13 protein-coding genes are annotated in these 13734 nt (G+C 69.5%); 4 read left to right on the top strand and 9 right to left on the bottom strand.

Annotated elements, in window-relative coordinates; all coding sequences use genetic code 11:
• Positions 1 to 62 precede the first annotated feature (62 nt).
• Entirely contained in the window at positions 63 to 1553 is a 1491-nt protein-coding gene (locus tag AC07O4_RS29175; RefSeq protein ID WP_495306331.1) for a DHA2 family efflux MFS transporter permease subunit, read from the bottom strand.
• 139 nt (positions 1554 to 1692) lie between these two features.
• Between AC07O4_RS29175 and AC07O4_RS29170 the strand changes: the two genes are divergently transcribed.
• Positions 1693 to 3036: a zinc-binding metallopeptidase family protein gene (locus AC07O4_RS29170; protein WP_495306330.1), complete on the top strand. Its 1344-nt coding sequence runs from the start codon at positions 1693 to 1695 to the stop codon at positions 3034 to 3036.
• Here the strand turns inward: AC07O4_RS29170 and AC07O4_RS29165 are convergent.
• The 5 genes from AC07O4_RS29165 to AC07O4_RS29145 all read right to left on the bottom strand — a co-directional run bounded on the left by AC07O4_RS29165 (position 3027) and on the right by AC07O4_RS29145 (position 7064).
• Positions 3027 to 3245 (bottom strand): cysteine-rich CWC family protein, encoded by a 219-nt coding sequence (locus AC07O4_RS29165; protein ID WP_495306329.1) that lies wholly within the window; start codon positions 3243 to 3245, stop codon positions 3027 to 3029. The two genes, AC07O4_RS29170 and AC07O4_RS29165, sit on opposite strands and share 10 nt — an antisense overlap.
• A complete protein-coding gene (locus tag AC07O4_RS29160) occupies positions 3242 to 4498 on the bottom strand; it encodes a 6-phosphofructokinase (protein ID WP_495306328.1) in 1257 nt (418 codons plus the stop codon). Before AC07O4_RS29160 ends, AC07O4_RS29165 begins: the two co-directional genes overlap by 4 nt.
• A gap of 58 nt (positions 4499 to 4556) precedes the next feature.
• The gene (locus AC07O4_RS29155; protein WP_495306327.1) at positions 4557 to 5714 is read right to left on the bottom strand and encodes an acyl-CoA dehydrogenase family protein; all 1158 of its coding nucleotides are present in this window, start codon (positions 5712 to 5714) and stop codon (positions 4557 to 4559) included.
• A 7-nt stretch (positions 5715 to 5721) separates the two neighbouring features.
• A complete protein-coding gene (locus tag AC07O4_RS29150; RefSeq protein WP_495306326.1) occupies positions 5722 to 6543 on the bottom strand; it encodes an enoyl-CoA hydratase-related protein in 822 nt (273 codons plus the stop codon).
• Between the two features lie 164 nt (positions 6544 to 6707).
• The gene (locus tag AC07O4_RS29145; protein ID WP_495268907.1) at positions 6708 to 7064 is read right to left on the bottom strand and encodes a DUF2917 domain-containing protein; all 357 of its coding nucleotides are present in this window, start codon (positions 7062 to 7064) and stop codon (positions 6708 to 6710) included.
• 82 nt (positions 7065 to 7146) lie between these two features.
• On the opposite strand from AC07O4_RS29145, the gene AC07O4_RS29140 reads away from it, so the two are divergent.
• Positions 7147 to 8073 (top strand): LysR family transcriptional regulator, encoded by a 927-nt coding sequence (locus AC07O4_RS29140; RefSeq protein ID WP_495306325.1) that lies wholly within the window; start codon positions 7147 to 7149, stop codon positions 8071 to 8073.
• Between the two features lies 1 nt (position 8074).
• On the opposite strand, the gene AC07O4_RS29135 is transcribed toward AC07O4_RS29140, so the two are convergent.
• Positions 8075 to 8644 (bottom strand): fasciclin domain-containing protein, encoded by a 570-nt coding sequence (locus AC07O4_RS29135; RefSeq protein ID WP_139702187.1) that lies wholly within the window; start codon positions 8642 to 8644, stop codon positions 8075 to 8077.
• Between the two features lie 397 nt (positions 8645 to 9041).
• On the opposite strand from AC07O4_RS29135, the gene AC07O4_RS29130 reads away from it, so the two are divergent.
• Both AC07O4_RS29130 and AC07O4_RS29125 read left to right on the top strand, forming a co-directional pair.
• Complete coding sequence (locus AC07O4_RS29130) at positions 9042 to 9269, top strand: hypothetical protein (RefSeq protein ID WP_062479749.1); 228 nt, start codon at positions 9042 to 9044, stop codon at positions 9267 to 9269.
• Positions 9259 to 10044, top strand: coding sequence for a hypothetical protein (locus AC07O4_RS29125; protein WP_495306324.1), 786 nt, complete (start codon positions 9259 to 9261; stop codon positions 10042 to 10044). Before AC07O4_RS29130 ends, AC07O4_RS29125 begins: the two co-directional genes overlap by 11 nt.
• Positions 10045 to 10060: 16 nt before the next feature.
• Here the strand turns inward: AC07O4_RS29125 and AC07O4_RS29120 are convergent, their stop codons facing one another.
• On the bottom strand, positions 10061 to 11335 hold the full coding sequence (locus AC07O4_RS29120) for an MFS transporter (RefSeq protein ID WP_495306323.1): 1275 nt from the start codon (positions 11333 to 11335) through the stop codon (positions 10061 to 10063).
• A 153-nt stretch (positions 11336 to 11488) separates the two neighbouring features.
• Entirely contained in the window at positions 11489 to 13663 is a 2175-nt protein-coding gene (locus tag AC07O4_RS29115; RefSeq protein WP_495306322.1) for a malate synthase G, read from the bottom strand.
• Positions 13664 to 13734: the final 71 nt, after the last annotated feature.

Genomic DNA, 13734 nt, shown 5'->3' with positions numbered 1-13734 from the left:
TCCGCTTTTAGATACAACTGATAACAATTGAAAGCGAAAGCGAGTCCCCGCGCCGCCGGGGTTTACCCCCTGTGTTGCGCCGTGTCCTCGCCGGGCGGCTCGCGCAGCTGCCAGGCCGCGCAGACGGCCAGCGCGCACAGGCCGGCCAGCATCAGGAACACCTCGTCGAAGGCGGCCAGCCGTGCCGCGGTGCTCACCGGGTTGGCGAGCGAGTCGCCGTGCGCCGCCAGGCGCCATTCGAGAATGATGGCGCACAGGCTCACGCCCACGGCGCCGCCGAGCATGCGCACGAAGCTGATCGCGCTGGCGCCTTGCGGAATGAGCGGCTTGGCCAGCGGGCGCATCGACCCGAGGTTGAGCGAGGGCAGGATGAAGCCCAGCCCGATGCGCCCGACGATCGCGAACACCACCAGCAGCCACAGCGGGCTGTCCAGCCGCAGCACGGCCATGAGCGCGAACGACACCGCCAGCAGCGCCAGGCCGATGCTCACCAGGAGCCAGGTCGGTTGCTTGTCGGCCAGCCGGCCCACGCCCGCGATGGTGAAGGCCAGCACGATGCCGGCCGGCAGCAGGGTGGTGCCCACGTGCGAGGCCGACAGGTGTAGCCCCACCTGCATGTACACGGGCAGCAGGTAGGTCGAGCCGAACAGCGCGGTGCCGTAGATGAAGGCGACCAGGCTGCCCATGGCGAACTGGCGGTAGCGAAAGAGCGCGAGGTTCATGAGCGGCGCGCCGCCCGAGGCCATGAGCCGGTGCTGCCACCACACGAAGGCGGCAAAGGCGACGAGCGCGCCGGCCAGCAGCAGCGCGGCCTGCAGCGGCGAATCGCCGCGCAGCTCGACCAGCCCGTTCAGCAGGCACAGCGTGCCCACGGTGCCCAGCGCCAGGCCGCGCGCATCGAGCCCGCTGCCGCGCGTCGCGGCCACGCCGCCGGGCGCGGTCTTGGGCACGAACTTGTAGGCCAGCCAGATCGAGGCCAGGCAGAAGGGCACCACCATGAAGAAGATCGAGCGCCAGCCGAACAGGTCGACCAGCACGCCGCCGATGCTCGGGCCGATGGCCGGCGCCAGCACCACGCCCATGCCGAAGATGCCGCTGGCGCGCCCCTGCTCGTGCGGCTCGAAGGCGCGCAGGATGATGATGGCCGGAATGGGCTGCACCACGCCCGCCGCCAGCCCCTCGGCCACGCGCGCCAGCAGCACCAGCGGGTAGTGGTTGGCCAGCCCGCCGACGATGCCGCCGGCCAGCAGCAGGAGCATGGTGCCGACGTAGGTGCGGCGGTAGCCGTAGCGCGACAGCAGCCAGGGCGTGGTGAGCATCGACACCGTCATCGCCACCATGAAGCCCGAGCTCACCCACTGCGCGCGCTCCTGGCCCAGCGCGAAGTGGTGGCTCATGTCGGGGATCGCTACGTTGACGATGGTCGAGGACATGATGGACGCCATCGTCCCCACCATGACCGACAGCAGCAGGTACCAGCGGTAGCGCTCGCCGTAGCGGGCGCGCAGGGCGCCCATGGAGGGCGGCGTGTCGGGTGTTGGGGGGGAGGTCATGGGGCGGCGCAGGGACGGTCGCGGGTCCGTCGTCCTACAAGCATATCGGTGTTTGCGGCGTCGACCGTGCGCGGGCCGGTCGCACAATGCGGCGGCTGTCCCCTGTGCGTCAAGTCGTCATCAAAAGAACAAACAAGCCATGAACCCGTCGATCCAAGAACCCGTCAATGAACCGGCCGATCCCGCCGTGCCCGACGCCACACCCACGCTCGCGGCCGAACTCGCCGCGCCCACCGTCAGCCGCGCCTACCGCTGCCAGTGCGGGCGCCCCGTGTTCCTGCGCAACAGCGAGTGCCTGGCCTGCCACACGCCGCTGGGCTACGTGATCGACCGGCTCGGCGTGGTGCCGCTGGCGCCGGCCGAAGGCGAGGGCGCGCTGCCCGACACCTTCACCGTCTTCGGCGATCCGCACGGCGCCACCTACCGTCGCTGCGCCAACCTCATGACGCCGGCCGCCTGCAACTGGATGGTGGCGCAGCCGCGCGAGGGCGAGACGATTCCCGCCGACACGCAGGGCCTGGCGCCCGGCTACTGCCTGGCCTGCAGCGTCACGCGCACCATCCCCGACCTGTCGGTGGAGGCCAACGGCGAACTCTGGCGCAAGCTCGAGATGCCCAAGCGCCGCCTGATCTCGCAGCTGCTCGCGCTCGGCCTGCCGGTGGTGAGTCGCCATGCCGACCCGGTGCACGGACTGGCCTTCGATTTCCTCAGCAACATGCCGGGCGCCCCGCACGTGATGACGGGCCACGAGCACGGCCTGATCACCCTCAACGCCGAGGAGGCCGAAGACGCCGTGCGCGAGCGCATCCGCGCCGAGATGCACGAGCCCTACCGCACGCTGCTGGGCCACTTCCGCCATGAGATCGGCCACTACTACTGGGACCTGCTGGTGCTGCCCACGCGCTGGATCGACGACTACCGCGTGCTCTTCGGCGACGAGCGCGCCGACTACGGCGCCGCGCTGCAGCAGCACTACGAGCAGGGCCCGCCGCCCGACTGGGCGCAGCGCTTCGTCAGCAGCTACGCGAGCATGCACCCGTGGGAAGACTGGGCCGAGACTTGGGCCCACTACCTGCACATGGCGGACACGGCCGACACGGCGATGAGCTTCGGCATCGATGCGAGCAATGTGGAGCTGCAGAGCGATTTGTTCACCGCCGCCGACCTGTGGCAGCCCGAGCATCCCGACGCCGCGAAATTCCTCGACTTCATCAACGGCTGGGTGCTGCTGACCAGCATGCTCAACGAGCTGTCGCGCAGCATGGGCCAGCCCGACTACTACCCCTTCGTGCTGCCGCGCGCGGCGGTGGGCAAGCTGCAGTTCATCCACGGCGTGGTCACCGCGCAGCGCAGCGGCACGGCGCCGACGATGGTGACGGCGGGGGATGTGGCGGAAGCCGCGACGGAAGCTGCCGAGCCTGCACAGGGGCAGTCGCAGTCCCAGTCCCAATCGCCGTCGCAGGGCGACGTCGCTCAGTCCTGAGGCGGCGGCTTTCCTGCGGCGCAGCGCGCACAGATGCAGGCCTGGCCGCGCAGCGCGGGCGGCAGCGCGTCGAGCGGCGCCAGCGAAAAATCGGCGGCCATGCACCAGCAGGGCGGCTGCGCCTGCCCGGTCTCGCGCTCGACCTCCATCGCGCAGCGGTTCGCCTCGCCGCACAGCGGACAGCGCGCGGTGTCGATGACCACCGTCATGCGAGCGCGAAGGCCGGCAGCTTCTTCGGCACTGCCACGTTGCGCAGCGTCGCGTACACCGGCAGGCCGTCGCGGTAGGCGGGGTAGTCCTCGCCGGCGATCAGCGGCAGCAGGTAGCGGCGGCACTTCTCGGTGATGCCGTAGCCGTCGTCCGAAATGAAATCGCGCGGCATCGGCTTCTCGACATTGGCCACCGATTCGAGCGGCGCCGCGCCCAGCGTGTAGGCATAGGGCACGTCGCTCGTGCGCTCGATGGTCGGCATCACCGCGTTGCGGCCTTCGAGCGCCAGCTCGACCGCGCGCTGGCCCAGCTCGTAGGCCTGCTTCACGTCGGTGGCCGAGGCGATGTGGCGTGCCGCGCGCTGCAGGTAGTCGGCCACCGCCCAGTGGAACTTGTGGCCCAGCGCCTCCTTCACCATCTGCGCCACCACCGGCGCCGCGCCGCCGAGCTGCGCATGGCCGAAGGCATCGCGCGCGCCCTGTTCGGCCAGGAAGGTGCCGTCGGGGTGGTGGCAGCCCTCGGACACCACCACCGAGCAGTAGCCGTGCTGCTGCACCATGGCATCGACGCGCGCCAGGAAGCGGGCCGCATCGAACTCGATCTCGGGGAACAGCACCACCACCGGAATGCCATGGTCGGCCACCAGCCCGCCGGCTGCGGCGATCCAGCCTGCGTGGCGGCCCATCACCTCGAGCACGAACACCTTGGTGGAGGTGGCGGCCATCGAGCGCACGTCGAACGAGGCTTCGAGCGTGGACACCGCCACGTACTTCGCCACCGAGCCGAAGCCCGGGCAGCAGTCGGTCAGCGGCAGGTCGTTGTCGATGGTCTTGGGCACGTGGATGGCCTGCAGCGGGTAGCCCATCGACTGCGACAGCTGGCTCACCTTGAAGCAGGTGTCGGCCGAGTCGCCGCCGCCGTTGTAGAAGAAGTAGCCGATGCCGTGCGCCTTGAACACCTCGATCAGGCGCTCGTACTCACGGCGGTTCTTTTCGAGCGACTTGAGCTTGTAGCGGCACGAGCCGAACGCGCCCGAGGGCGTGCTGCGCAGCGCCGCAATCGCTTCGGCCGGCTCGGCACTGGTGTCGATCAGGTCCTCGGTGAGCGCGCCGAGGATGCCGTTGCGTCCGGCATAGAGCGTGCCGATGCGGTCCGGGTGCTGGCGCGCCGTCTCGATCACGCCGCAGGCCGAGGCGTTGATGACCGAGGTGACGCCGCCCGACTGGGCGTAGAAGGCGTTGAGGAGGGGCATGCGCGGCATTCTCCCGCAGCCCTTTCCATGGCGCCAGTGGTGCCAAATGCGGAGCGCTTCAGCGCCCGCCGAGGCCCATCGAGCGCGTGATCACCTCTTTCATGATCTCGTTGGTGCCGCCGTAGATGCGCTGCACGCGCGCGTCGGCGTACGCGCGGGTGATCGGGTACTCCCACATGAAGCCGTAGCCGCCGTGCAGCTGCACGCACTCGTCCATCACCTTGCACTGCAGGTCGCTGGTCCAGTACTTGGCCATGCTCGCGGTGGCGGTGTCGAGCTTCTCGGCCATGAGCAGCTCGATGCACTTGTCGACGAACACCTGCGCCACCTGCACCTCGGTCTGCAGCTCGGCCAGCGTGTAGCGTGTGTTCTGGTAGTTGCCCACGGGCTGGCCGAACACCTTGCGCTCTTTCACGTAGGCCACGGTGTGGTCGATGGCCGCCTGCGACGCGGCCACCGCGCTGATCGCGATCTGCAGCCGCTCCCAAGGCAGCTGCTCCATCAGGCAGACGAAGCCGCGGTTGACCTCGCCCAGCAGCGCCTCGGCGGGCAGGCGCACGTCGTTGAAGAACAGCTCGGACGTGTCCTGCGCCTTCAGGCCCAGCTTCTTCAGGCGCTTGCCCTTCTCGAAGCCCGGCATGCCGCGCTCGACGAGGAACAGGCTCGTGCCCTTCGCGCCCGCGGCCGGGTCGGTCTTGGCGACCACGATCACCAGGTCGGCATGCCAGCCGTTGGTGATGAAGGTCTTGCTGCCGTTGAGCAGGTAGCTGCCGTCGGCCTGGCGGATGGCGCTGGTCTTCACGGCCTGCAGGTCGCTGCCCGCGCCGGGCTCGCTCATGGCGATGGCGCCGACCATCTCGCCGCTCGCGAGCTTCGGCAGGTAATGCAGCTTCTGCGCCTCGGTGCCGTAGCGCAGGATGTACGGCGCCACGATCTCGTTGTGCAGGCCGAACCCGATGCCCGTGAAGCCGCGCGCCCACAGCTCCTCGAACTGGATCACCGAATACAGCAGGTCGGCGCCCGCGCCGCCGTAGGTGTCGGGCAGCGCCATGCACAGGAAGCCGTTCTCGCCGGCCTTGGACCAGACGGCGCGGTCCACATAGCCCTGCTCTTCCCATGCGTCGTGGAAGGGCGCGATCTCCTTGTCCATGAAGCGGCGGAAGCTGTCGCGGAAGGCCTCGTGGTCGGCGGTGAAGAGGGTGCGTTCGATGGTCATGGGGACGTCAGCGGGTTTCGAAGACAGGGGGGCGCTTCTGCAGGAAGGCGCTCACGCCTTCACGGAAGCTGGGGCGGTCGATGAGCGCGCGCTGGCGCTCGCTCTCGTAGTGGAGTTGTTCCTTCAGCGTGTGGTGCTCCGAGGCCTCGAAGGCCTCGCGCGCTTCGAGCACCGCGTGCGCCGGCAGGCGCGCCAGGCGCTGCGCGATGGCGCGGGCCTCGTCCATCAGTTGCTCGTCGTCGGCGCAGGCCCAGATCAGGCCCCACTGCACGGCGCGCCCGGCGCTCAGGCGCTCGTCGAGCAGCGCCATGCCCATCGCGCGCGCACGGCCGGCGCGGCGCGGAATGGCCCAGGTGCAGCCCAGGTCCGGCACGATGCCGAGCTTGGGCAGGAAGGGCAGGTAGAAGTAGGCGCTGCGCGCCGCGATGGTCACGTCGGCCGCGAGCGCCAGGCCCACGCCCGCACCGGCCGCCGGGCCGTTGACGGCGGCCACCACCGGCACCGGCAGCGTGCGCAGTGTCTCGATGAGCGGGTTGCTGAGCTTCTGCATCCACTCGGCGGTCTGGTCGCCGAGCGTCTGGCCGGACTCGCCGGGCGGCGCCATCGCGCTCAGGTCGGCGCCCACGCAGAAAGCCTTGCCGGCGCCGGTGAGGATCACGGCGCGCACCGTGCGGTCGTCGCGGATGCGCTCGAGCGCGTCGCGCAACTCGACCTGCAGGTCTTTCGCGATCGGGTTCAGCTTGTGCGGCAGGTTCAGCGTGAGCGTGGCGATGCCGTCGGCCTGCTCGCACAGCACGCAGGGTTGAGGTGTGGGTTGCGGCGCGGTCATGCGAGCGCTGCGCCAGAAGTGGTGGTCATGGGCGTGTCCCTTTCAAGGCCAAGAAGGAAAACGGACGCCCAAAGCAAAAAGCCGCCTGTCGTCACGGCGGCGTGCGGTGCTGCTCCCTGCGGGGCGGTCCATGGCATCGAGGTTCGATGCCACGGCGCCCGCGGTCAAGCCGGGGACAACCCGTGCAGCGCCAGTCGCCAAGGCGACCGCACGCGAGCCTGTGCGCGCGAGGCCGGGTTCGGCAGCGCGGCGGGCTGCGCGTCCGACACCGAGATGCACGACGACTCCAGCGCCGACACCAGCACGCGCCGGTGCTCGCTGCTCTCGAAGCGCTCGCCCGGCCCGAGCACGATGTCGCGCGGGTCGCGGTCGAGCGTGATCCACACGGCGCCGCTGCGGCATTCGATGCCCACGCCCGCGCCGTCGGGCACGGCGAAGACGGCGCGGCTGGGCAAGCTCACGTGGAAGCGCGAGCTCGACGAGGAGAAAAAGGTGGAAGGGGACCGGTCGGTGGTGCTCATGGGAACCTCCATTGCATTCGTGATACGAATGAATATAGTGAGCCGAGCCCTCTCTTACACGCGGTCATTCGGAACTCGTTGCATGCCTCCAGAGAATGTGAAAACCCCTGCCGGCGAGCTCCCGCCGCTCGAGCTGCTGCGCAGCTTCGAGGCCGCCGCGCGCCGGCTCAGCTTCACGCTGGCGGCGGGCGAGCTGCACCTCACGCAGTCGGCCGTGAGCCGGCAGATCCAGCAGCTCGAAGCCAGCCTGGGCGTGCTGCTGTTCGAGCGCCGCCACCGTGCGCTCGCGCTCACCGAGGCCGGCGGCGTGCTGCAGCGCGCCGTCACCGACAGCCTGGAGCGCCTGCGCGACGCCACCGCGCGCGTGCGCGCCAGCGCCGCGCCGCGGCAGGTGTCGATCACCACCACACCGGGCTTCGCGTCGCTGTGGCTCATTCCGAAACTGGCGCGCTTCACCAGCACGCATCCGCAGGTCGACGTGCGTGTGTCGGCCACGCTCGACGTGCTCGACCTGGACGTGAGCCGGCTGGACCTTGCGGTGCGCTTCGTTCCCATCGGCCGCGGCGTGGGCCCGGCGCTGTTCGAGGAGTCGGTGATCCCGCTGTGCGCGCCGCAGGTGGCCGCGTCGCTGCGCGAGCTGTCCGATTTTTCCAAGCTCACGCTGCTGACCATCGAGTACCCGGACCACAGCGAAGCCCCGACCGCCGACTGGGAGCCGTGGCTCAAGGTGATGGTGCTGGAAGACCTGCGCATGAAGAGCACGCTGCGCTTCTCGCAGTACGCCGATGCGGTGGCCGCCGCGGTGGCGGGGCAGGGCGTGGTGATCGGGCGCCTGCCGCTGCTGCGCGAACTGGTGCGCGACGGCCGGCTCGTGGCGCCGCTCGGCCAGGGCGTGGCATCGCACCGCGGCTACTTCATCGAGATGTCGCGGCGCGCCGCGGGCAACCGCGACGCGCAGGACTTCGCGCAATGGCTGCGCGTCGAAGCGGAGGCCGCGCAGCGGAGCTGACTCAACCTGGCAGCAGCACCTTGTTGACGACGTGGATCACGCCGTTCGACTGGTAGACATTGGCGATCGTCACCGCCGCCGTGCCGCCCTTGGCGTCGGTCACCCACACCGTGCCGCCGCTCATCGTCGCTGTGAGCGTGCCGCCGCTGGCGGTCTTGAGCATCGCCTTGCCGCCGCCTGCGTTGATCGCGCTCGTCAGCGCCGCGCTGTCCATGCGACCGGGCACCACGTGGTAGGTCAGCACCTTGGTGAGCGTGGCCTTGTTCTCGGGCTTGAGCAGCGTGTCGACCGTGCCGGCCGGCAGCGCCGCGAACGAGGCGTTGGTGGGCGCGAACACCGTGAACGGGCCCGGGCTCTTGAGCGTGGCCACCAGGTCGGCCGCCTTCACCGCGGCGACCAGCGTCGTGTGGTCCTTCGAATTCACCGCGTTGTCGACGATGTCCTTCGTCGGGTACATCGGCGCGCCGCCGACCATGGGGGTGGCGGCACTGCTGCTGGCGTTGCTCATGCCACTGCCGGCGCACGCGCCGAGCAGGACCGACACGCCGAGGGCGATCACGAGTTTTTTCATGGATGTCTCCTGGAAGGAAAGGCTCTGTGGAAACCGCCAACAGCTCGGGGGCGCGATGCGCTTGAGATGCCATACGGCGCGATGCGTGAAGCGGATTCAACCGATGTGCCCTGTCAGCTTTGCGCCACAGCGCGCCGCGCCGGGCTTGCGCACGGCGAAGGCCCTCGCCAGAATCCGCCCTTCCTTTTTCAGCGACCGTTTTTCCAGACACCGCGCACGGCGACGATCAACCTCCCGGGCGAGAACACCATTCAATGAACCGTTCACTGAACACCTGACGCACACCGACCGCCCCGGCCGGATGTGCACCTTCGCATCCGCCGCGGCCGAATCGACAAGGGCCCCGCGCGCAACTGCATTCGCCGGGGCCTTTTTGTTTCTTTCGGAGTGTGTGCACATGAGTGCTCAACGAAAGGCCCGTGACGACGACAAGCGTCTGGGCCGGTTCTACTTTGCGGTGCCCGCGTCGGCACCGCGCAATCCCGTGGTGGCCGCGATGGCGCGCCGCGAATCCAGCCAGGGCGCGGGCCGCCACCTGCGCACCCACCGCGCCGAGCGGCGCGCGCAGAAGGTGGCGCTGCAGAAAGCCGCGCGCGACTTCGGGCGGAGGGCCGATGATGCGTGACGACATGGACAAGGTGATCGTCGAGCGTCCGCGCGGCGGCTGGCGCGTGCAGGGCGATGGCCGCCCGTGGCGCAACAGCCCCGAGCGCGGTTCGCACCTGGGCATGAAGCGCGGCCTGCAGCATCCGAAGTGGCTGAGCGAAAACCTCCAGCCGCTCAGGCGCTGGCTGCACAAGCAGGTGCACCGGCCGTGGGACAAGGTGTACGCCGAACTGTGCAGCGGCATCGATCGCCGCAGCACGGTGCAGGCGCACATCTTTCTGCACGTCGACGACTTCGTGGCGCGCGACGCGGTGCTGTGCGACGGCGAGGTGCGGGTGCGGCCCCACCGCTGGGGAACCCGCGACGGCGTGCCGCTGCACGAAGCGCCGGGCGTCGAGCTGTTCGTGCACCCGGTCACCGGCATCCTGCTGCCGAACCGGCGCCTGCGCGAGGCGCGCGCGGCGCGCCGTGTGGACCGGGCCGCGCGGCGCGGCGACACGCCGTACGCGGTCTACCACGTGATCGACGAGACCACGCAGTGGCACTGCGTCGACGGCTGCTGGTTCGAGGTCATGCTCGCGAAGTTTCCCGAGCGCGCAGGTACGGCGCAGCCGGAGCCCAGGTGCTACGACGTGCTGCGCCGCTGCATGGTCACGCGCTGCGGTGCGGCGCGACGTTCCGCGCCGGGCCTGCCCACGCACTTCGACATGTATGGGCGTCACGATGTCTATGCCGTCGCCAAGCGACAGCTGAGCCGGCGCGAGGTGCGGGCGCGGTTGGGGGATGCGGCGTGAGGCGGCGTGTCGGTGATCAGGGCGTGGGACGCACTGGCACCTTCGCCCGCGGCAGCAGCCAAAACGCCAGCGTCCCCGCCGCCAGCATCCCGCTCACCGTGAGGAACACCGCGCGGAACGGCTCGCTGCCCTGGGCCACGGCCCAGGAGGCGGCCACGCCGGTGGTCCATTGCATCAGCGAGACGCCGAGGAACATCGCCATGTTGAGCAGCGCCATCGCGCGGCCCGTCACGGCCGCCGGGTAGGCGTTCTTGGTGTACGCGTACAGCAGCACGCTGTAGCCCGACAGCATGCCGTAGACGATCGGCAGGCCGATGTCGATGGCGCGCGATTGCGTGAGGGCCATGGCCGCGAACATCGCCGCGCCGGCGAAGGCGCAGCGCATCATCCAGCGCGTGCGGCGTGCGCCGCCGGGGTCGAGGCGGCCGAACAGCATGGGGCTGGCCATGCCGGCGACGGTCATCACCAGCGCCACGTTGCCGCTGGCCACGAGCGAGAGGCCGTGGCGGTCGTGCAGCACGGGGCCCAGCCACAGGCCGCGCAGCGTGATGAAGGCCGCATACGACACGCAGGCGAAGCACAGAAGGCCGAGTGTGTGCGGCATGGCGAACAGCGGCAGCAGGTCGCGCACGGCCTGGCGCAGCGACTGGCGTTCGGGCGCGGGGTCGTCCGATGCGATCGTTGTTGTCGTCGTGCGTGCGGGCTCGTGCACGCGCCAGAAGATGACGATCCACGAGAGCACGGCGAAGGCGGTCAGCGCGGCATAGCCGGCGCGCCACGAGGCGGCCTCGATCAGCAGTGCCAGCGGCGTGCCGGTGAACAGGATGCCCATGCCCGCGAGGCTCATCACCAGCCCCGACATGGCGGTGAAGCGCGCGGCGTCGAAGTGCCGCGCGATGAACACGGTGCAGGCCAGGAAGGCCGGCGCGCAGCCCACGCCGATCAGCGCCTGCCCCAGCAGCAGCGCGCCGAAGCCCGGCGCCACGGTGCACAGCGCGGCGCCCGCGATGGCGAGCGGAAAGGCGGTGAGCACGGTGCGGCGCACGCCGAAGTGGTCGATCGACACGCCCATCGCGAGCTGCATGATGCCGAAGGTGAAATGGAAGGTGCCGGCCCAGGTGCCCAGCGCCTGTGGCGTGAGGCCGAAGTGCTGCGTGAGCGGCGTGGCCATCATGGCGCCGACGGTGCGAAAGGCCTGGCTCAGCGCGAAGGCGGTGGCCAGTGCGACCAGCATGGCAGCGGCCGAGGTCGACCCGCGGGTCGGGGGCGGCGAAGCCGCGTGCTTGTTCATCGAAAGAGACGGAGACCGGAGAGAGGGAGAAGAGGGCGGCGTCGATGCTACCGGCATGTCGCGCCCCATGCAGAACGGCGCCCGAGGGCGCCGTTCGTTGCGTGTCTCCGAGGCGTCAGTGCCGGCGGTGGCCGGCACTGCACAAGGCGCGCGTCAGGCCGCGGCCTTGACCTTCAGGCGCCAGGCGTGCAGCAGCGGCTCGGTGTAGCCGCTGGGCTGCTCGATGCCCTTGAACACGAGGTCTTGCGCGGCCTTGTAGGCGGCCGAGGTGTCGAAGTGGCCGGCCATCGGCTGGTACAGCGCGTCGCCGGCGTTCTGCTCGTCGACCACCTTGGCCATGCGCTGGGAGGCCTCGTCGACCTGCGCCTTCGTGACCACGCCGTGCAGCAGCCAGTTGGCGATGTGCTGGCTGGAGATGCGCAGCGTGGCGCGGTCTTCCATGAGGCCGACGTTGTGGATGTCGGGCACCTTCGAGCAGCCCACGCCCTGGTCGACCCAGCGCACCACGTAGCCCAGGATGCCTTGCACGTTGTTGTCGATTTCCTGCTGCTTCTCGGCGTCGGTCCACTTCGCCTGCGCAGCGATCGGCACCTGCAGGAGTGCGTTCAGGATGTTCTCGCGCTCGCCGTCGGCGTCGATCTTTTCCAGTTCCTGCTGCACGGCGGTCACGCTGACCTGGTGGTAGTGCAGCGCGTGCAGCGTGGCGGCGGTGGGCGAGGGCACCCAGGCGGTGTTGGCGCCGGCCTTGGGGTGGGCGATCTTCTGCTCGAGCATGGCAGCCATCAGGTCGGGCATGGCCCACATGCCCTTGCCGATCTGCGCCTTGCCGCGCAGGCCGCAGTTCAGGCCGACGAGCACGTTGTTCTTTTCGTAGGCGCCGATCCAGGCGCTGGACTTCATGTCGCCCTTGCGGATCATCGGGCCGCCCTGCATGGCGGTGTGCATCTCGTCACCAGTGCGGTCCAGGAAGCCGGTGTTGATGAAGGCCACGCGCGCGGCAGCTTCGGCGATGCAGGCCTGCAGGTTCACGCTGGTGCGGCGCTCCTCGTCCATGATGCCGAGCTTGACGGTGTTGGCGGGCAGGCCGAGCAGCTGCTCGACGCGGCCGAACAGCTCGCTGGCAAAAGCGACTTCGGCCGGGCCGTGCATCTTGGGCTTGACGATGTAGATGCTGCCGGTGCGCGAGTTGCCCTTGCGCTTGACGTCGATCATCGCGATGGTGGTGGTGACCACGGCGTCCAGGATGCCTTCGGGGATTTCCTTGCCGCCTTCATACAGGATGGCCGGGTTGGTCATCAGGTGGCCCACGTTGCGCAGGAACATGAGCGAGCGGCCGTGCAGCTTCAGCGGCTGGCCGTTGGCGCCGGTGTACTCGCGGTCGGCATTCAGGCCGCGCGTGAAGGTCTTGCCGCCCTTGGCGACTTCTTCGGTGAGCGTGCCCTGCACGATGCCCAGCCAGTTGGCGTACGCGACGACCTTGTCGGCCGCGTCGACCACGGCCACCGAGTCTTCCAGGTCGAGGATGGTCGAGAGCGCGGCTTCGAGCACCAGGTCGCTCACGCCGGCCGCATCGCTCTTGCCGATGGCGGTGCTGCGATCGATGCGGATGTCCAGGTGGATGCCGTTGTGCTTGAGCAGCACCGACGACGGCGCGGCGGCATCGCCCTGGTAGCCGACGAACTGCGACGCATCGGCCAGGCCGGTGGTGCTGCCTTGCAGCGCGACGACCAGCTGGCCGTCCTTCACGCTGTAGCCGGTGGCGTTCTTGTGCGAGCCGTTGGCCAGCGGGGCGGCCTGGTCGAGCACGTTGCGCGCGAACTCGATGACCTTGGCGCCGCGCACGGGGTTGTAGCCCTTGCCCTTTTCGGCGCCGCCGGTTTCGGGAATGGCGTCGGTGCCGTACAGCGCGTCGTACAGCGAACCCCAGCGCGCGTTGGCGGCGTTCAGGGCGTAGCGCGCGTTCAGGATCGGCACCACCAGCTGCGGGCCGGCCTGCAGCGCGAGTTCGGAGTCGACGTTGGCCGTGGTGGCCTTCACGCCCTTGGGTTGCGGCAGCAGGTAGCCGATCTTTTCCAGGAAGGCGCGGTAGGCCGGCATGTCGGCGATCGGGCCGGGGTTCTTCTTGTGCCAGGCGTCGAGTTCGCTCTGCAGGCGGTCGCGCTCGGCGAGCAGGGCGACGTTCTTGGGCGCCAGGTCATGGACGATGGCATCGAAGCCCTTCCAGAACACGTCGCTGGCCACGCCGCTGGCGGGCAGGACCTTCTCTTCGACGAAGCGGTGCAGTTCGGTCGCGACCTGGAGTCGGTGGGCGGTGGTGCGGTCGGTCATGTGTTTCTCCTTGGGGAACGCAATGCAAAAAACAGGAAATCGGGGGGCGGCGCAGCAGTGGGGCGCACTTG

This window comes from Variovorax sp. GW821-FHT09D04, from assembly GCF_059416405.1.
Note: the sequence above shows the minus strand (reverse complement) of the source record. Positions and strands in the feature narration are given on the sequence as shown.

Coding starts and splice junctions, on each gene's coding strand:
- AC07O4_RS29150 (WP_495306326.1), bottom strand. CDS start 6,543: ATGACCGCGCCGCAACCCACACCTCAACCCTGCGTGCTGTGCGAGCAG.
- AC07O4_RS29120 (WP_495306323.1), bottom strand. CDS start 11,335: ATGAACAAGCACGCGGCTTCGCCGCCCCCGACCCGCGGGTCGACCTCG.
- AC07O4_RS29160 (WP_495306328.1), bottom strand. CDS start 4,498: ATGCCCCTCCTCAACGCCTTCTACGCCCAGTCGGGCGGCGTCACCTCG.
- AC07O4_RS29175 (WP_495306331.1), bottom strand. CDS start 1,553: ATGACCTCCCCCCCAACACCCGACACGCCGCCCTCCATGGGCGCCCTG.
- AC07O4_RS29170 (WP_495306330.1), top strand. CDS start 1,693: ATGAACCCGTCGATCCAAGAACCCGTCAATGAACCGGCCGATCCCGCC.
- AC07O4_RS29135 (WP_139702187.1), bottom strand. CDS start 8,644: ATGAAAAAACTCGTGATCGCCCTCGGCGTGTCGGTCCTGCTCGGCGCG.
- AC07O4_RS29125 (WP_495306324.1), top strand. CDS start 9,259: ATGATGCGTGACGACATGGACAAGGTGATCGTCGAGCGTCCGCGCGGC.
- AC07O4_RS29155 (WP_495306327.1), bottom strand. CDS start 5,714: ATGACCATCGAACGCACCCTCTTCACCGCCGACCACGAGGCCTTCCGC.
- AC07O4_RS29115 (WP_495306322.1), bottom strand. CDS start 13,663: ATGACCGACCGCACCACCGCCCACCGACTCCAGGTCGCGACCGAACTG.
- AC07O4_RS29145 (WP_495268907.1), bottom strand. CDS start 7,064: ATGAGCACCACCGACCGGTCCCCTTCCACCTTTTTCTCCTCGTCGAGC.
- AC07O4_RS29130 (WP_062479749.1), top strand. CDS start 9,042: ATGAGTGCTCAACGAAAGGCCCGTGACGACGACAAGCGTCTGGGCCGG.
- AC07O4_RS29165 (WP_495306329.1), bottom strand. CDS start 3,245: ATGACGGTGGTCATCGACACCGCGCGCTGTCCGCTGTGCGGCGAGGCG.
- AC07O4_RS29140 (WP_495306325.1), top strand. CDS start 7,147: ATGCCTCCAGAGAATGTGAAAACCCCTGCCGGCGAGCTCCCGCCGCTC.